16 protein-coding genes are annotated in these 16,347 nt (G+C 66.5%); 12 read left to right on the top strand and 4 right to left on the bottom strand.

Features of this window, described 5'->3' with window-relative positions:
- Positions 1 to 84 precede the first annotated feature (84 nt).
- The 8 genes from sufB (at position 85) to KIP89_RS12255 (ending at position 6,840) form a co-directional block, all read left to right on the top strand.
- Entirely contained in the window at positions 85 to 1,557 is a 1,473-nt protein-coding gene (sufB, locus tag KIP89_RS12290) for a Fe-S cluster assembly protein SufB (protein ID WP_213755729.1), read from the top strand.
- 115 nt (positions 1,558 to 1,672) lie between these two features.
- Complete coding sequence (gene sufC / locus KIP89_RS12285; protein ID WP_213756000.1) at positions 1,673 to 2,431, top strand: Fe-S cluster assembly ATPase SufC; 759 nt, start codon at positions 1,673 to 1,675, stop codon at positions 2,429 to 2,431.
- A gap of 10 nt (positions 2,432 to 2,441) precedes the next feature.
- Positions 2,442 to 3,755 carry a Fe-S cluster assembly protein SufD gene (gene sufD, locus KIP89_RS12280; RefSeq protein ID WP_213755728.1) on the top strand — a complete coding sequence of 438 codons (1,314 nt, stop codon included), beginning with the start codon at positions 2,442 to 2,444 and terminating at the stop codon, positions 3,753 to 3,755.
- Positions 3,756 to 3,898: 143 nt separating this feature from the next.
- Positions 3,899 to 5,146, top strand: a complete 1,248-nt coding sequence (locus KIP89_RS12275) for a cysteine desulfurase (RefSeq protein WP_213755727.1) — start codon at positions 3,899 to 3,901, stop codon at positions 5,144 to 5,146.
- Complete coding sequence (locus tag KIP89_RS12270; RefSeq protein ID WP_213755726.1) at positions 5,143 to 5,526, top strand: SUF system Fe-S cluster assembly protein; 384 nt, start codon at positions 5,143 to 5,145, stop codon at positions 5,524 to 5,526. Before KIP89_RS12275 ends, KIP89_RS12270 begins: the two co-directional genes overlap by 4 nt.
- Positions 5,523 to 5,966: a VOC family protein gene (locus KIP89_RS12265; protein ID WP_369807135.1), complete on the top strand. Its 444-nt coding sequence runs from the start codon at positions 5,523 to 5,525 to the stop codon at positions 5,964 to 5,966. Before KIP89_RS12270 ends, KIP89_RS12265 begins: the two co-directional genes overlap by 4 nt.
- Positions 5,967 to 6,081: 115 nt before the next feature.
- Positions 6,082 to 6,471, top strand: a complete 390-nt coding sequence (locus KIP89_RS12260) for a HesB/IscA family protein (RefSeq protein ID WP_213755725.1) — start codon at positions 6,082 to 6,084, stop codon at positions 6,469 to 6,471.
- 12 nt (positions 6,472 to 6,483) lie between these two features.
- Positions 6,484 to 6,840 (top strand): TfoX/Sxy family protein, encoded by a 357-nt coding sequence (locus KIP89_RS12255; RefSeq protein ID WP_213755724.1) that lies wholly within the window; start codon positions 6,484 to 6,486, stop codon positions 6,838 to 6,840.
- A 49-nt stretch (positions 6,841 to 6,889) separates the two neighbouring features.
- On the opposite strand, the gene KIP89_RS12250 is transcribed toward KIP89_RS12255, so the two are convergent.
- On the bottom strand, positions 6,890 to 8,527 hold the full coding sequence (locus tag KIP89_RS12250) for a DEAD/DEAH box helicase (protein WP_213755723.1): 1,638 nt from the start codon (positions 8,525 to 8,527) through the stop codon (positions 6,890 to 6,892).
- Between the two features lie 215 nt (positions 8,528 to 8,742).
- Between KIP89_RS12250 and KIP89_RS12245 the strand changes: the two genes are divergently transcribed.
- Both KIP89_RS12245 and KIP89_RS12240 read left to right on the top strand, forming a co-directional pair.
- A complete protein-coding gene (locus tag KIP89_RS12245) occupies positions 8,743 to 9,228 on the top strand; it encodes a GreA/GreB family elongation factor (RefSeq protein WP_213755722.1) in 486 nt (161 codons plus the stop codon).
- A complete protein-coding gene (locus tag KIP89_RS12240) occupies positions 9,228 to 9,857 on the top strand; it encodes a LysE family translocator (RefSeq protein ID WP_213755721.1) in 630 nt (209 codons plus the stop codon). The genes KIP89_RS12245 and KIP89_RS12240 overlap by 1 nt, the downstream gene beginning before the upstream one ends.
- A gap of 16 nt (positions 9,858 to 9,873) precedes the next feature.
- Here KIP89_RS12240 and parE read toward each other — a convergent pair whose 3' ends face one another.
- Together parE and KIP89_RS12230 are read right to left on the bottom strand one after the other, a co-directional pair.
- A complete protein-coding gene (gene parE, locus KIP89_RS12235; protein ID WP_213755720.1) occupies positions 9,874 to 11,916 on the bottom strand; it encodes a DNA topoisomerase IV subunit B in 2,043 nt (680 codons plus the stop codon).
- A gap of 98 nt (positions 11,917 to 12,014) precedes the next feature.
- Positions 12,015 to 12,299, bottom strand: a complete 285-nt coding sequence (locus tag KIP89_RS12230) for a hypothetical protein (protein ID WP_250152435.1) — start codon at positions 12,297 to 12,299, stop codon at positions 12,015 to 12,017.
- 180 nt (positions 12,300 to 12,479) lie between these two features.
- Here KIP89_RS12230 and argC point away from each other — a divergent pair, with 180 nt between their 5' ends.
- Positions 12,480 to 13,535 carry an N-acetyl-gamma-glutamyl-phosphate reductase gene (argC, locus tag KIP89_RS12225; RefSeq protein ID WP_213755719.1) on the top strand — a complete coding sequence of 352 codons (1,056 nt, stop codon included), beginning with the start codon at positions 12,480 to 12,482 and terminating at the stop codon, positions 13,533 to 13,535.
- Between the two features lie 154 nt (positions 13,536 to 13,689).
- On the opposite strand, the gene phaC is transcribed toward argC, so the two are convergent.
- A complete protein-coding gene (phaC, locus tag KIP89_RS12220; protein ID WP_213755718.1) occupies positions 13,690 to 15,546 on the bottom strand; it encodes a class I poly(R)-hydroxyalkanoic acid synthase in 1,857 nt (618 codons plus the stop codon).
- A gap of 524 nt (positions 15,547 to 16,070) precedes the next feature.
- Between phaC and KIP89_RS12215 the strand changes: the two genes are divergently transcribed.
- On the top strand, positions 16,071 to 16,343 hold the full coding sequence (locus KIP89_RS12215) for a hypothetical protein (protein WP_213755717.1): 273 nt from the start codon (positions 16,071 to 16,073) through the stop codon (positions 16,341 to 16,343).
- Positions 16,344 to 16,347 lie beyond the last annotated feature (4 nt).

Here is a 16,347-nt window from a genome sequence, read left to right as displayed (position 1 = left end):
GTATAGGTACCGTCGCACGGTGCCTTTATGGAAGTGTTGGCCTGACCCGCGGGCCTTGAACCCGCGTGGGAGAGGAGAAAAGCGATGCCGGCCGTTCAGGAGACAGTGGACCAGGTCCGCTCCTTAGATGTCGATCAGTACAAGTACGGGTTCTTCACGGAAATCGAATCCGAGAAGGCACCCAAGGGTCTGACCGAAGACACCGTCCGTTTCATCTCTGCCAAGAAGGATGAACCGGAATGGATGCTGGAGTGGCGGCTGGAGGCCTTCCGTCGCTGGCAGACCATGCCGGAGCCGAACTGGGCCCGCGTCAGCTACCCGCCGATCGACTATCAGGAGCTCTATTACTATTCCGCGCCGAAGCGGAAGGAAGCCCTGTCGATCGACGACATCGACCCGGAAATCCTCGCCACCTATGAGAAGCTCGGCATCCCGCTGCGCGAGCGCGATGCGCTGCTCGGAATCCAGAGCGGCGGCTCGAAGGTCGCGGTCGACGCGGTGTTCGATTCGGTCTCGGTGGCCACCACCTTCAAGGAGGAGCTGTCCAAGGCCGGCGTGATCTTCATGCCGATCTCCGAGGCGGTGCGCGAATATCCCGAGCTGGTGCGCCAGTATCTCGGCTCGGTCGTGCCGGTGACGGACAACTATTTCGCCACGCTGAATTCGGCGGTCTTCTCCGACGGCTCCTTCGTCTATGTGCCGAAGGGCGTGCGCTGCCCGATGGAGCTGTCGACCTATTTCCGCATCAATGAGCGCAACACCGGCCAGTTCGAGCGCACGCTCATCATCGCCGATGAAGGCGCCTATGTGAGCTATCTCGAAGGCTGCACCGCTCCGCAGCGCGACGAGAACCAGCTGCATGCGGCGGTGGTCGAGCTGGTCGCGCTGGCCGATGCCGAGATCAAATACTCGACGGTGCAGAACTGGTATCCGGGCGACAAGGACGGCAAGGGCGGCATCTACAATTTCGTCACCAAGCGTGGCGACTGCCGTGGCGACCGCTCCAAGATCTCCTGGACGCAGGTCGAGACCGGTTCGGCCATCACCTGGAAGTACCCGAGCTGCATCCTGCGCGGGGACAATTCGCAGGGCGAGTTCTACTCGATCGCGATTTCCAACGGCTACCAGCAGGTCGATTCCGGCACCAAGATGATCCATCTCGGCAAGAACACGTCGAGCCGCATCATCTCCAAGGGCATCGCCGCCGGCCACTCGGACAACACCTATCGCGGCCTGGTGACGGCGCACCGCAAGGCGACCGGCGCGCGCAACTTCACCAATTGCGACAGCCTGCTCATCGGCGACAAATGCGGGGCGCACACCGTGCCCTATATCGAGTCGAAGAACAGCAGCGCCCAGTTCGAGCATGAGGCGACCACCTCGAAGATCTCCGAGGATCAGCTCTTCTACTGCCGCCAGCGCGGCCTCGACCCGGAAGAAGCGACGGCGCTGATCGTCAACGGCTTCGTCAAGGACGTGCTTCAGCAACTCCCCATGGAGTTCGCCGTGGAGGCGCAGAAGCTGATCGCCGTGAGCCTCGAAGGCTCGGTGGGCTGACGCCCGTCACCATCCTCCCGGAGGCGGCGCCGCCGCGCTCCGGGATCGTGTCCCAGACTTTCAGCGCGCCCCGACCGGGACGCCGCGCTCCAGATACGGAATGAACGACATGGCCATGCTCAACATCGACAACCTCCACGCCAAGATCGACGGCGATCACGGCAAGGAGATCCTCAAGGGCCTCTCGCTGACGGTGAACCCGGGTGAGGTTCACGCCATCATGGGGCCGAACGGCTCCGGCAAGTCCACGCTCTCCTACATCCTCGCCGGCAAGGAAGACTATGAGGTCACCGACGGTTCGGTGAGCCTCGACGGCGAGGATCTGCTGGAGATGGAAATCGACGAGCGCGCCGCCAAGGGCGTGTTTCTCGCCTTCCAGTACCCGATCGAAGTGCCGGGCGTCGCCACCATGACCTTCCTGCGCTCGGCGCTGAACGCGCAGCGCAAGAAGCGCGGCGAGGCGGAAATCTCCACGCCCGACTTCCTGCGCCTCGTGAAGGACAAGGCGGCGAACCTCGGCATCAACCAGGACATGCTGCGCCGCGGCGTCAATGTCGGCTTCTCCGGCGGCGAGAAGAAGCGCGCCGAGATCCTGCAGATGGCGATCCTCGAGCCGAAGCTGTGCATCCTCGACGAGACCGATTCCGGCCTCGACATCGACGCCCTCAAGGTCGTGTCCGAGGGCGTGAACGCCCTGCGGTCGCCGGACCGGGCGATGATCGTCATCACCCATTATCAGCGCCTGCTGAACCACATCGTGCCGGACTTCGTGCATGTGATGCACAAGGGCCGGATCGTGCGGTCGGGCGGCAAGGAACTGGCGCTCGAGCTCGAAGCCAATGGCTATGCCGAGTATCAGCAGGACGCGGCCTGAGGTGGATGAGATGAACGCTGAAATCCGTCCCATCCGGACCCCGGCCGAGCAGGCGTTCATCGCCGCTCTGGACGGGCTGCCCGCGAGTGGCGACCGGCTGGCCGATCTGCGCCTCGCCGCCGCCCGCAGCTTCGCCGAGCACGGCCTGCCGCACCGGCGGGTCGAAGAATGGAAGTACACCGATCTGCGCACGCTGATGCGCGAGGCCGTCCCGGTCGCCGGCACCGCCGCCGTCGCCGAGGCGGATGCGCGCGCCACGCTGCTGCGCGGCGTCGAGGCGCGCCGCATCGTCGTCGCCAATGGCGCCGTGGTGCCGGAGCTGTCCGACCTTGCCGATCTGGAGGCGGGTCTGAGCGTCACCACGCTGGCCGCCGCCACAGCGGCGGGCGACGAGGTGCTCAGCCGCATCGGCGGTATATTGCCGGGCCGCTATGACGCGGCACTGGCACTCAACACGGCGCTGGCCAGGGATGGCGTCATCGTCACCGTGGCACCGGGCGCGGTGATCGAGCGGCCGATCCATGTGGCCCATGTGTTCGCCGGGGCCAGCGCGGCGGCGAGCTATGCGCGCTCGCTCGTCGTGGTCGGCGCGGGCGCCAAGCTCACCTATGCGGAGAGCTTCGAGGGGCCGGAGGCGATGGCCTATCAGGCCAACAGCGCCACCGAGTTCACCGTCGGCGACGACGCCCATCTCGATGTCGTGCGGTTGCAGGAAGAGGGCACCGGCGCCTTCCATTTGTCGACCCTGCTGTTCGATGTGGGCCGGCAGGCGCAGGTGCATGCCTTCTCCTTCGGCATCGGCGCGGCGGTGGCGCGGACCTCGCTCTACGCGACGCTGTCCGGCGAGAGCAGCCATGTCGGCTTCAATGGCGCCACCCTGCTGAAAGGCCGCCAGCACGCGGATTCGACCCTGCTGGTCGATCACCAGGTGCCGGGCTGCGAGAGCCGCGAGCTGTTCAAGACCGTGCTCGACGACCAGACCCGCGGCGTGTTCCAGGGCAAAATCATCGTGCGTCAGGCCGCCCAGAAGACCGATGGGCGGATGATGAGCCGCGCGCTGGTGCTCGGCGACGAAGCCGAGATGGACAACAAGCCGGAGCTGGAGATCTTCGCCGACGACGTGCAGTGCGGCCATGGTGCCACCTGCGGGGCGATCGACGACGATCTGCTGTTCTACCTGCGCGCCCGCGGCATTCCGCACAAGGAAGCGCAGAGCCTGCTGGTTCAGGCTTTCGTCGGCGAGGCCATCGAGACGGTCGAGCATGACGGGCTGCGCGAGGCGCTGGTCGAGCGGGCGGAAGCCTGGCTGAAGGCGCGGGCGTGAGGGCGCTGCGCGTCCGTTGATATCGTCATGGCCGGGCTTGTCCCGGCCATCCACGTCTTCCTGCCACGCGTAAGGCGTGGGTGCCCGGGATAAACCCGGGCATGACGGCGTGATGCACGCGCCGTCCATGACGGGTGCAGCCGATGACCATGACCCACCCCGCCGTTTCCAACGGCACTTACGACGTTGCCCGCGTCCGACAGGATTTTCCGATCCTGTCGAAGCAGGTCTATGGCAAGCCGCTGGTCTATCTCGACAATGCCGCCTCGGCGCAGAAGCCGGTGCAGGTGCTGGACCGGATGCGCTACGCCTATGAGAACGAATATTCCAACGTTCATCGCGGTCTGCATTATCTCGCCAATGCGATGACCGAAGCCTATGAGCAGGCGCGCGAGCGTTGCCGGGCCTTTCTGAACGCGCCGACGCTGGACGAGGTGATCTTCACCCGCTCCGTCACCGGTGCGATCAATCTGGTGGCGTCCTCGCTCGGCCAGTCGATCCGCGAGGGTGACGAGATCGTGCTCTCCATTATGGAGCACCATTCCAACATCGTGCCCTGGAACTATCTGCGCGAGCGCAAGGGCGCGGTCATCAAATGGGCGCCGGTGACGGAAGAGGGCGCGTTCGATCTCGACGCCTTCAAGGCGCTGCTGACCGAGCGCACCAAGATCGTCGCCATCACCCACATGTCGAATGTGCTGGGCACGGTGACGCCGCTCAAGGAGATCATCCGCCTCGCCCATGAGGCCGGGGCGTTGGTGGTGGTCGATGGCGCGCAGGCTGCCGTCCACATTCCGGTCGATGTGCAGGATCTCGATGCCGATTTCTATGCCGTCACCGGCCATAAGCTCTATGGGCCGACCGGTATCGGCGTCCTCTTCGGCAAGCGCGCGCTGCTGGAGAAGATGCCGCCTTACGAGGGCGGCGGCGAGATGATCCGCACCGTCACCGAGGAGGGCGTGACCTATGGCGAGCCGCCCCACCGTTTCGAGGCCGGCACGCCGCCCATCGTGCAGGCGATCGGGCTCGGCGAGGCGCTGGTCTATATGGAAAGCCTGGGCCGCGAGCGCATCGCCGCGCACGAGGCCTCGCTCGCCGCCTATGCCAAGGACCGGCTCTCGCGCATCAATTCCGTCACCATCTATGGCAACGCGCCGGGCAAGGGCGCGATCTTCGCCTTCGACGTGAAGGGCGCGCATCCGCACGACATTGCCACCATCATCGACCGCGCGGGCGTCGCTGTTCGCGCCGGCACCCATTGCGCGATGCCGCTTCTGGGGCGATATGGTGTGACAGCGACGTGCCGGGCGTCGTTCGCGCTCTATAACACGCATGAGGAAGTCGACATTCTCGCCGACGCCCTCATCAAGGCTCAGGATCTTTTCGCATGAGCGAAGCCACCGGAAACCTCGCCTCCGACGCGCCCAACGCGGCAGCCTTCGGTTCGTCCATTCCGCAGGAGGAACTGGAGCGGCTGACGGACGAGATCGTCACTGCTTTGAAAACCGTCTACGACCCGGAAATCCCGGTCGACATCTATGAGCTCGGCCTCATCTACAAGGTCGATATCGCCGATGACCGGCAGGTTGCCGTCGAGATGACGCTGACCACGCCGAACTGCCCCTCCGCCGCCGAGTTGCCCGGTATGGTGGAAGGCGCGGTGGCGAGTGTCGGCGGCATTTCGGGCGTCACCGTCAACCTCACCTTCGATCCGCCCTGGGATCAGGGCCGCATGTCGGAAGAGGCGCGGCTGACGCTGAACCTGTGGTGACGCGGGTGACGGCGGCGGCGAAGCAGGCCCCGCCAATCTCCGGTGTCGTCGAGACCGGGCTGTATGTCGACGATCTCGGCCGCGCCCGCACCTTCTACGAGACGGTGCTGGGTTTGACGCCCATGATCGCGGATGACCGCTTCTGCGCCTATGACGCCGGGCCGGGCAGCGTCCTCCTGCTGTTCCTGCGGGGCGCCACGCTCGAAACCGTGCACATGGCGGAGGGGTCCATTCCCCCGCATGACGGGCATGGACCTTTGCATTACGCGCTGGGGATTCCCGCGACCTCGGTGGAAGAGTGGCGCGGGCATCTGGACACCCATGGTGTGGCCATCGAGAGCCGCGTCGACTGGAAGGGCGGGGGCGTCAGCCTCTATTTCCGCGACCCTGACCAGAACATGGTCGAACTGGCGACGCCAGGCCTTTGGCCGAACTATTGATGCGTGAGGCGTGATGCCTCGACCTTGCCGAGCTTGCTTGCGATGCCGGCATACCCCATCTTAATGGAACCGATCCGTCGGCCTTGAACCGGCGCCGATTAGGAGACCAGAAATCATGACCCAGATCCGCTCCCGCCCGCCTGTCCTGACGCTGACCGACGCCGCCGCCGAACGCGTGCGCGCGATCATCTTCCGCTCCGACAAGCCCGTGGCGGGCTTGCGCATCGGCGTGAAGAATGGCGGCTGCGCCGGGATGGAATACACGATGGAGTTCGCGGAAGAGGCGGGCCGCTTCGACGAGGTGGTCGAGGACAAGGGCGTGAAGGTGCTGATCGACCCGAAGGCGATCCTGTATCTGCTCGGCACGCAGATGGACTACAAGACCGACAAATTCGCCGCCCAGTTCGTGTTCAACAACCCGAACCAGACCTCCGCCTGCGGCTGCGGCGAATCGGTGGCGATCACGCCGGTCCACTCCGAGCTCACCGAGGCGCGCCCGGCCTGACCGGAGAGCCGAATGGATGAAGCGTCGCTTGCCGATCTGTTCATCGCCTTCGGAGAGATTCGCTGCCGCCGCATGTTCGGGGGACTGGGCGTTTACGCCGAGGGCGTGATGTTCGCCCTCGTCGCGCAGGGGCGGCTCTACCTCAAGGCCGACAAGGCTTTCGCGGACGAATTGTCGTCGCGCGGCTGTGAGCCGTTTGCCTATGAGGCGCGTGGCCGGCGCGTGAGTCTCGGCTACTGGTCGATGCCTGAGGCCGCATTTGACGACCCGGAGGAGGCGGCTGCGCTGGCGCGGCAGGCGCTCGTCCTTGCGCACCGCGCCAAAGCCGAGGCGCCCCGACGGCGCGCCCCGATCCCGAGAACAACCTGAAGCGTGGCGCCCCTCTTGATAGAGGGGGCACTGTGCCAGGCCGTGCGGCTCAACTGACCTTGATGCGCACGGGGCGCAGCAGGAAGGCCGGCAGGTGCGAGGTATCGGCCGGCTCGTCGGCCGCCGAACGCTCCTCGCGGCGATGCGTCAGCGGCGTGACCGGCGCGCGGGCCGGGGCCTTGGCGGCGCGCGGCGTCTCGGTACGCGATCCACCATTGCGGGGTTCACGCGGCGCGCGCGGAGCCACGGGTTCGGCAACCGGCGCAATGGCCGCATCGGCGTCGGCCGGAGCCGGGGCCTTGGCACGGCGGCGCGACGGCTTCGGCGGGGCGTCGGCAACGATGGCCAGCGGCACAGCTTCCGCCGCCTCGACGGGACCCGCTTCCTCGGCGGTGCGGCGACGGGCCGGACGCGCGCCCTTGCGGTCGCGATCCTCGGCGTCGCGCTCGGGGGCACGGCTGCGGCCGCGATCCCGGCCGCCACGTCCACGCTCGCTTCCCCGCTCGCTGCGCTCGCCGCCACTGCGCTCGCGGCGCGGCTCGGAAGGCGGCAGGGCGTCCAGCGAGACGCCGTCCTTCCAGTCGATGGGGCGGCCGATGAGCTTCTCGATCGCCGCCAGCGACTTGACCTCGCCCGCCGTCACGATGGTGAAGGCGGCGCCGGCCCGACCGGCCCGGCCGGTACGGCCGATGCGGTGAACATAGTCCTCGGCGTGATGCGGCGTGTCATAGTTGAACACATGGCTCACGGCGGGAATGTCGAGACCGCGCGCCGCCACGTCGGACGCCACCAGCAGGGTGGCATCGCCAGTGCGGAACTGGTCCAGCGCCTGCATGCGCGAACGCTGGTCCATGTCGCCATGCAGGCACACGGCCTTGTAGCCATGGCGCAGCAGCGACTTGTGCACCACCGCGACTTCGCTCTTGCGATTGCAGAAGATGATGCCGTTCTGAAGGTTTTCGCCTTCGTTGATCAGCTTGCGCAGGGTCTCGCGCTTGTCATAGTCCTCCTTGCCGGAGGCGACGAGCAATTGCGTGATGGTCGAGGCGGTGGACGAGGGGCGCGAGGCCTCGATCTGCACCGGATTCGACAGGAACTGCGACACCAGGCGCTGAATCTCCGGCGGCATGGTGGCCGAGAAGAACAGCGTCTGCCGGGTGAACGGCACCAGCTTGCAGATCCGCTCGATGTCCGGGATGAACCCCATGTCGAGCATGCGGTCGGCCTCGTCGATGACGAGGATCTCGATGCCGGAGAGCAACAGGCGGCCACGCTCGATATGGTCGAGCAGGCGGCCCGGCGTGGCGATCAGCACATCGACGCCGCGCACCAGCTTGGCATCCTGATCGCCGAAGGAAACGCCGCCGATCAGCAGGGCGACGTTGAGCTTGTGATTCTTGCCGTATTTGACGAAGTTTTCTTCGACCTGTGCGGCCAGCTCGCGTGTCGGCTCAAGGATGAGCGTGCGCGGCATGCGGGCGCGGGCGCGGCCTTGCTCGAGCAAGGTGAGCATCGGCAGCGTGAAGGCCGCCGTCTTGCCGGTACCTGTCTGGGCAAGTCCCAGAACGTCGCGCCGGGCGAGCACGTGCGGAATGGCCTGCGCCTGGATCGGCGTCGGTTCGGTGTAACCGGTATCGGCAACGGCCGAGAGCACCTTGTCGCTCAGGCCCAGTTCTTTAAAAGGCATCTGGGATCAATTCTGCGGCTGCGCACCGCCCGCCTGGCCCCGAGCCGTAACCGGGGCCGGCTGAGTTGTCGTCGCGCGGAGCGCATCAGTCGGTTAAGGTCAGACGACGGCCGCACCTTAGGCACAAAGCTCGGAAAGTCAATGAAAATCGCCACTTCCGCCGGCTCGGCCGGCAAGCGTCGCCGCAAGGGAATGTTGCATCAACGGGTGTCTCCATGAGCCGGGCCTTCGTGAAGGAGGATGGCGGCGGGGACAGCCTGCCCGAAAGGCTGGTCAGCCCCCACCGCAATCTCGTCACCCGGCGCGGCGTCGTGCTGATCGAGCGGGCGATAACCCGGCAGCGCGAGGCGCTCGCGGCGGCCACCGTGGCGGGGGATCGCGCCGCTGTCGCCAGCGCCTCGCGGGAGTTGCGCTACTGGTCCGCGCGCCGCGCCAATGCCGAGCCGACGGATCCGCCGCAGAATGGCGAGGCCATCACGTTCGGCATGCTGGTCACGCTGGAGGATGAGACGGGCCGCTGCCTGCGCTTCCGCATCGTCGGCGAGGACGAGGCCGAGCCCCGCGACGGTCGCATCGGCTGGGTCTCGCCGGTCGCGCGCACCCTGCTGGGCAAGTGGATCGGCGATGAGGTGATCCTGCCCGCCGGTGTCATGGAGATCATCGACGTCGACACCACGCCCGAGACGGAGGAGGACGCCTGATGCTCGTTCCCGCCGACACGCTTCTCGTCTTCGTGCCGGCGGCGCTGGCGCTCAACCTCACGCCCGGCAACGACATGCTGTTCTGCCTGGGGCAGGGCATGAAATCGGGCCCGCGCGCCGGCGTGGCGGCGAGCTTCGGGATTGCCACAGGTGTGCTGCTCCACACGCTCGCCGCCGGCATCGGCCTCGCCGCCGTGCTGGCGACCCATCCCGCCGCCTTCGAGGCGATCCGCTGGGCCGGCGTGGTCTATCTGATCTATCTGGCGGTGCAGGCGTTTCGCGCGCCGAGCCCGCTCCTGACCTCTCCCGGTCTGGCGCGTGGCTCTGCCGCCAAGGCCTGGCGCGATGCGGTGGTGGTGAGCCTGCTCAACCCGAAAGTCGCGGTCTTCGTGTTGGCTTTCCTGCCGCAATTCGTCGACCCGGCGCGCGGGTCGACCTTTGTCCAGTTCCTGATCCTCGGCGCCATCCTCAATACCGGCGGGACCATCATCAACATCGCCGTGGGCGCCTTTGCCGGCCGTCTTGGTGGCTGGATCGGCACCCGCGCCCACATTGCCCGCGCGCTTCAGATGGCGACCGGCGGCATATTCCTGGCGCTCGCGGCACGGATTGCGCTGGAGCGGCGGTAGACGCTGCCGCCCACCCTCAAATATCCAGCAGCTCCTCGCTGGCGAAGGCGGCGCGTTCGGAGATGAAGGCGAAGCGGCTTTCGGGTTTGTTGCCCATCAGCCGCTCGACGATATCGACGGTCGCGGCGCGCTCGGCGTCGTCGATGGTGACCTGCAGCAGCATGCGCGTCTTGCGGCTCATCGTCGTTTCCTTGAGCTGCGCCGGCATCATCTCGCCGAGACCTTTGAACCGACCGATATCGACCTTGCCGCGACTGGAAAATTCCTTGCGCAGAAGCTCGTCGCGATGCGCCTCGTCGCGGGCGTAGAGCGTCTTGGCGCCCTGCGTGATGCGGTAGAGCGGCGGCACGGCGAGGAAGAGATGGCCGTTCTCGATCAGCTTCGGGGTCTGCCGGAAGAAGAAGGTGACCAGTAGCGAGGCGATGTGGGCGCCGTCGACATCGGCGTCGGTCATGATGATCACGCGCTCATAGCGCAGATCTTCGTCGCGATAGTGCGCGCCGGTGCCGCAGCCGAGCGCCTGGATCAGGTCCGAGAGCTGCTGGTTCTGCGCCAGCTTGTCGCGTCCGGCGCTGGCGACGTTGAGGATCTTGCCGCGTAGTGGCAGCACGGCCTGGGTCTGGCGCTCGCGCGCCTGCTTGGCCGAGCCGCCGGCCGAGTCGCCCTCGACGATGAAAAGTTCGGACCCCGCGGCGGAATTATTGGAGCAATCCGCCAATTTGCCGGGCAGGCGCAGCTTGCGCACGGCGCTCTTGCGCGAGACTTCCTTTTCCTGCCGGCGGCGCAGCCGCTCCTCGGCGCGCTCGATCACCCAGTCGAGCAGGCGGATTGCCTGCGGCGGGTTGCCGGCCAGCCAATGGTCGAACGGGTCGCGCAGCGCCGCCTCGACGATGCGGGCGGCCTCGGCGGTGGCCAGCTTTTCCTTGGTCTGGCCCTGAAACTCTGGCTCGCGCACGAAAACCGAGAGCATCGCCGCGCAGCCGGTCATCACATCGTCGGCGGTGATGATGGCGGCGCGTTTGGTGTTGCCGGTGCGCTCGGCATGGTCGCGCAGGCCCTTGAGCAGAACCGCGCGCAGCCCGGTCTCATGGGTGCCGCCCTCGGCGGTCGGGATGGTGTTGCAGTAGGAGGAAATCGAGCCGTCCGCGTCGCCCAGCCACGCCACCGCCCATTCGGCGGCGCCATGCCCACCCGGTCGCGAGGTCTTGCCGGCGAAGATGTCCGAATGGACCAGCGCGTGGCCCTCAATGTCGGCCGACAGATAGTCCTTGAGCCCGCCGGGGAAGCGGAAGACCGCCTTGGGCGGAATATCCGTGCCGGCGACAAGGGCGGGATCGCACTGCCAGCGTATCTCCACGCCACCGAACAGATAGGCCTTGGAGCGCGCCATCTTGAAGACGCGGGCCGGCTTGAATTGCGCGCTCTCGCCGAAGATCTGCGCGTCCGGGTGGAAGCGCACGCGCGTGCCGCGCCGGTTCTGCACGCGGCCGATCTCCTGGATCGGCCCTGTCGGCAGGCCGCGCGAATAAAGCTGGCGGTAGAGAATCTGCCCGCGCGCCACCTCGACCTCCAGCACGTCGGACAGTGCATTGACCACGGAGATGCCGACGCCATGCAGGCCGCCCGAGGTCTCGTAGACCTTGCTGTCGAACTTGCCGCCGGCGTGCAGCGTGGTGAGAATCACCTCGAGCGCCGACTTGCCGGGGTATTTCGGGTGTTCCTCGATCGGAATGCCGCGGCCATTGTCGGTGACGGTCAGGAAGCCGTCCGAGGTGAGTTCAACCTCGATGAAACTGGCATGGCCGGCGACCGCCTCGTCCATCGAATTGTCGATCACCTCGGCGAAGAGGTGATGCAGCGCCTTCTCGTCGGTGCCGCCAATATACATGCCCGGCCGCCGCCGTACCGGCTCCAGCCCTTCCAGCACCTCGATATGGGCCGCGGTATAACCGCTCTCGCCCGGCAGCGTGGCGGGAGCAGGGGCCGCCGAGCGCGCGGGCTTCGACGCAGCCGGACGCGGCGCCTCAGGCGGGAGGTCGAACAGGTTCGGATCGGACATGGGGCAGGCGGGCTTTCGCTAGGTCTGGCAGGAGAGCGATTCCATTAGACCACATTATGCCCGTCCGAGTCAGGCGCGTGAACAGGAGGGGAACATATCTAGCAGCGCAGGCGCGTGCGGTTGGCCCGCACCTTGCGGCCATAGAGCCGCACAATGTCCGCGCCGACCGTGTCCAGCCTGCCGGTGGCGGCAGCGGTGGCGAGGCGGGCATTGACCTCGCTTATGGCCAGCGCCTTCTCGCTCATCATGAGGGACGCCTCGATGCCGGCGGCGAGGTCCCCTCGGGCAAGGCGGGTCAGGCGCTCGGCCACCACCGCCTGTGCGTCGAGGCCGAGGCGGGCCATGTCCATACCGAGCGAGAAGAAGGCGAGGGGGTGCATCATGGGGAGGTCCATTCCAAGGGGCGCGCCGCTGGAGCGCGAGTGGCAAGTCGCGGCGACCTTGCTTGTTCCGGCTGCTGCCGCGCCTCGGCTATGCGTGCCGCGCGGGCATCCCTGTCTTTCCCGCGCCATGCATCCGGTGTAATGGCGCGGGTTCCACGCTTAGCGACAGGAACGCTCGACATGACGGACAGCAAGGCACGGATCGCCATCCTCGGGGCCTCGGGCTACACCGGTGCGGAACTGGTGCGCCTGCTGGTCCGCCATCCGCGCGTCGAGATCGTCGCCCTCACGGCCGACCGCAAGGCCGGGCAGAGCATGGCCGAGGTCTTCCCGCAATTCGCGCCGTTGCACCTGCCGACGCTGATCACCATCGACGAGGTGAACTGGTCGGGTGTCGACCTCGCCTTCTGCGCCCTGCCGCACGGGACCACGCAGCAGGTCATCAAGCGTGTGTTCGAGAGCGCGCCGCATATCAAGATGGTCGACCTCTCGGCCGATTTCCGGCTTCGCGATCCCGGCGCCTATGAGCAGTGGTACGGCCACCCGCATCAGGCGCTGGAGCTTCAGCAGGAAGCCGTCTATGGCGTGGTCGAGCTTTATCGCGACGACATCCGCAAGGCGCGGCTCGTCGCCAATCCCGGCTGCTACACCACGACGGCGATCCTGCCGGTGGTGCCGCTGATCGAGGCCGGCGCCATCGACCCCGAGCATATCGTCATCGACGCCAAGAGCGGCGTCACCGGCGCGGGCCGCTCGGCCAAGGAAAGCCTGCTCTACACCGAGGTGACGGACGGGATGCACGCCTATGGCGTCGGCAGCCACCGCCACATGGCGGAGCTCGACCAGGAATTCTCCAAGGCCGCCGGGCGCGCCGTGGTGCCGAGCTTCACGCCGCATCTCATCCCGATGAGCCGGGGCATCTATGCGACGATCTATGTCAAGACCGGGCCGGGCATCGGCGCGGAGGGCGTGCATCGGGTGCTGTCGGATTTCTACAAGGGCCAGCCTTTCGTGCATGTGCTGCCGCTCGGCCAGATACCGCAGTCGCGCTTCGTGAAGGGCTCCAACATGGCGTTTATCGGCGTCGTGAAGGACCGCGCGGCGGACCGCGTCATCGTCATCTCGACGACCGACAACCTCGTGAAGGGCGCGTCGGGCCAGGCCGTGCAGAACATGAATCTCGTGCTCGGCTATCCCGAGACGATGGGCATCGACCAGATCGCCATGTTCCCGTGAGGTAAAACCCATCATCCCGGACGGCAGTAGGCCGATCCGGGATCGGGTGACGCGGTAACGCTTCCGATGAAGGAGCGGTCCCGGCTCTACGCTGCGCCTTGGCCGGGATGACATGGAGTGACGGAAGGGCCGGGCGCGGCGAGGGCGATGGCCGCTACGCCTTCACCTTCACATAGCTGCCGGGCGCGTCCTCGATCGCCTTGTACGGCCCCTTGCCGGGAAGGCGGGGCGGCACGCGCTGGGCGTCCTGCTGCTCGATCCAGGCGAACCAGTCCGGCCACCAGGAGCCGGGGTGCATCTCGGCCTTGGCGATCCAGTCGTCGAGCTTTCCGGTTGGCGGGCCGCCGGTCCAGTACTGGTATTTGCCGCGTGCCGGCGGGTTGATGACGCCGGCGATATGGCCCGAGCCCGCCAGCACGAAGCGGCCGGGATTGCCGAACAATTGCACGCCGAGAAAGACCGAGGCGGCGGGCGCGATGTGATCCTCACGCGTCGCCACATTGTAGATCGGCAGGTCGATCTTCTTCAGGTCCAGAAGCTTGCCGCCCAGCATCAGGCTGCCTTGCGCCAGCCGGTTGTCGAGATAGCAATTGCGCAAATAAAACGAATGGTTCGCCGCCGGCAGGCGCGTTGAATCCGAGTTCCAGTAGAGGATATCGAAGGGAAACGGCGCCTGGCCTTTCAGGTAGTTGTTGATCACATAGGGCCAGATCAGGTCGTTGGCGCGCAGCATGTTGAAGGCGTTGGCCATTTTGCGGCCGTCCATCACACCGGATTCCAGCATCTTGCGTTCGAGATGGCTGATCTGTTCCTCGTCGATGAACACTTTGAGATCGCCGGCAAAGGTGAAGTCGACCTGCGTGGTGAGGAAGGTGATCGAGCGCAGGCCGACCTCCCGCCCCGTTGCCGCCAGCCAGGCGAGCGTCATGGCCAGCATGGTGCCGCCGACGCAATAGCCGACCGCGTGCAGTTCCTTCGTGCCGCTGGCCTTCTTCGCGACCTCGAAGGCGGTGAGCACGCCGTCCTTCATGTAGTCCTCGAACCCCTTGCCGGCGAGTTCGGGGCCCGGATTGACCCAGGAGACCACGAAGATGGTGAGCCCCTGCTCGACCGCCCAGCGGATGAAGGATTTTTCCGCCGTCAGATCGAGCACGTAGAACTTGTTGATCCAGGGCGGGATGATGACCACCGGTACCGCCAGCACGCTCTCCGTCTGCGGCGCGTACTGGATGACCTGCATCAATTCGTTCTGGAAGATCACCTTGCCCGGCGTGGAGGCGAGGTTCTCGCCAACCCGGAACTTGCTGTTGTCGGTCTGGCGGATCTTCAGGTCGCCACCGCCGGCTTCGATATCCTCGGCCAGCATCTTCATGCCGCGCACCAGATTTTCGCCATTAGAGGCGAGGGTGGTGCGCAGCAGTTCCGGGTTGGTCAGCACGAAGTTGGAGGGCGAGACGGCGCCGGCAATCTGGCGGACATAGAACTCCGCCTTGTGCTTGGTGTGGGCGTCGATGTCGGCTTCATCGACCATGGTCTCCGCCCAGTTGGCGGTGAGCAGATAGGTCTGCTTCAACGTGTCGAAGAACGGATTGCTGGTCCATTCCGAATCCGTAAATCGCGCATCGCGCGGCGGCGGCTCGGCCACCGGCTTGGTCTCCTTGCCGCTGAGCCGCTTCAGCGTCGACGACCATAATTCGAGATAGCCGCCGATCAGCCGCGACTGCGCCTCGACGGTGCGCTTGGGGTCGGCAAGCCAGTACTCGGCGACGTTGCCGATGGTCTTCATCACGTCGGCGATATCCTCGGCGACGTCGTCCTGAATCAGCCCTTCCTCACGCGGGCGCATATAGGCCGCCATCGCCTTGCCGCCCTCTTCGACCAACCGGGCGAGGTTGCCGGCGAAGGCCTGGAGGTCGATCGGCCCGGTGGCCAGCGGCTCGGGCGGGGGGGGCGAGGCGGGTGAGGGCGTGCGCGCCACCTCGGCCTTTGGCTCGATTCGCAATGGCGGCATGGGCGCCGCGGATTCGGCCGCGGCGGCGCTCTCGCCGGCCGCTTTTGCACGGCGCTGCGAGGGGCGGATGGCGTAGCGGGGCGTGGCGGCGGGCGCGGTCTTGGATGACCCGGACCGGGCTGTCTTGGCGGCGGCAGTTTTCACTGTCCTGACCGCGGCAGGGGATGCGGCGGGCGATTCGGATGTCGAAGCCGGACGTTTGGTCGATTTCCGCGCGCTGGATGGCGCGCGTTCAGCCGGCGCAGGAATCGGCTTCTCGTCCGCCTCCGGGGGGGCGGGTGCCTTGCCCTTGCGGCTCCTGGACGGCGTCGGCTGGCTGGCCGAGGCGGCGGATCGTGGCGTGCGGGTCGGCTGCGTCGTGTCGTCGGCGGCCGGTTTTCCGATCGTGCGTCGATTACTCACCGCTTGTCCCCGCGGGTGCGTGCGTCCATAGGTGGGGCATCATAGACGTGCCGTCGGGCGGGTGCGAGTGCGTATCAGCCCGATGGAGCGGATGGACGGTGAGCGCGGGAGATAACCGGGAGATGAAGAGCATGACACATCCTGCCCGGATCGCGGCCATGGCCGCCGTCCTCGCGGCGCTGGCGCTCGCCGGATGTTCCGCGTTCGTGCCGCCGGAGATGGCCAAGCCAATCCTGCCACATCAGGAACAGGCCTATCCGAATTTCGGCGCCCCGGCGCAGGTCGGCGATCGCCCGGTCATGACACCGGCGCAGACCGCCAAAATGCAAACGGACCTGCAGGGTCTTGCCCGGCAACAGCAGCAAGTCGAGACCGAAAGCGAGCAACCGCAGTAGGCCT

This window comes from Ancylobacter radicis, assembly GCF_018449475.1.
Classification (GTDB): domain Bacteria; phylum Pseudomonadota; class Alphaproteobacteria; order Rhizobiales; family Xanthobacteraceae; genus Ancylobacter; species Ancylobacter radicis.
Note: the sequence above shows the minus strand (reverse complement) of the source record. Positions and strands in the feature narration are given on the sequence as shown.

Bases quoted from the DNA above. Each gene is read 5' to 3' on its own strand.
- sufB (WP_213755729.1), top strand. From the start codon at position 85: ATGCCGGCCGTTCAGGAGACAGTGGACCAGGTCCGCTCCTTAGATGTC.
- KIP89_RS12230 (WP_250152435.1), bottom strand. From the start codon at position 12,299: ATGATGCACCCCCTCGCCTTCTTCTCGCTCGGTATGGACATGGCCCGC.
- KIP89_RS12255 (WP_213755724.1), top strand. From the start codon at position 6,484: ATGGATGAAGCGTCGCTTGCCGATCTGTTCATCGCCTTCGGAGAGATT.
- phaC (WP_213755718.1), bottom strand. From the start codon at position 15,546: ATGCCGCCATTGCGAATCGAGCCAAAGGCCGAGGTGGCGCGCACGCCC.
- KIP89_RS12275 (WP_213755727.1), top strand. From the start codon at position 3,899: ATGACCATGACCCACCCCGCCGTTTCCAACGGCACTTACGACGTTGCC.
- KIP89_RS12240 (WP_213755721.1), top strand. From the start codon at position 9,228: ATGCTCGTTCCCGCCGACACGCTTCTCGTCTTCGTGCCGGCGGCGCTG.
- sufC (WP_213756000.1), top strand. From the start codon at position 1,673: ATGCTCAACATCGACAACCTCCACGCCAAGATCGACGGCGATCACGGC.
- argC (WP_213755719.1), top strand. From the start codon at position 12,480: ATGACGGACAGCAAGGCACGGATCGCCATCCTCGGGGCCTCGGGCTAC.
- KIP89_RS12245 (WP_213755722.1), top strand. From the start codon at position 8,743: ATGAGCCGGGCCTTCGTGAAGGAGGATGGCGGCGGGGACAGCCTGCCC.
- sufD (WP_213755728.1), top strand. From the start codon at position 2,442: ATGAACGCTGAAATCCGTCCCATCCGGACCCCGGCCGAGCAGGCGTTC.
- KIP89_RS12260 (WP_213755725.1), top strand. From the start codon at position 6,082: ATGACCCAGATCCGCTCCCGCCCGCCTGTCCTGACGCTGACCGACGCC.
- parE (WP_213755720.1), bottom strand. From the start codon at position 11,916: ATGTCCGATCCGAACCTGTTCGACCTCCCGCCTGAGGCGCCGCGTCCG.
- KIP89_RS12270 (WP_213755726.1), top strand. From the start codon at position 5,143: ATGAGCGAAGCCACCGGAAACCTCGCCTCCGACGCGCCCAACGCGGCA.
- KIP89_RS12215 (WP_213755717.1), top strand. From the start codon at position 16,071: ATGAAGAGCATGACACATCCTGCCCGGATCGCGGCCATGGCCGCCGTC.
- KIP89_RS12250 (WP_213755723.1), bottom strand. From the start codon at position 8,527: ATGCCTTTTAAAGAACTGGGCCTGAGCGACAAGGTGCTCTCGGCCGTT.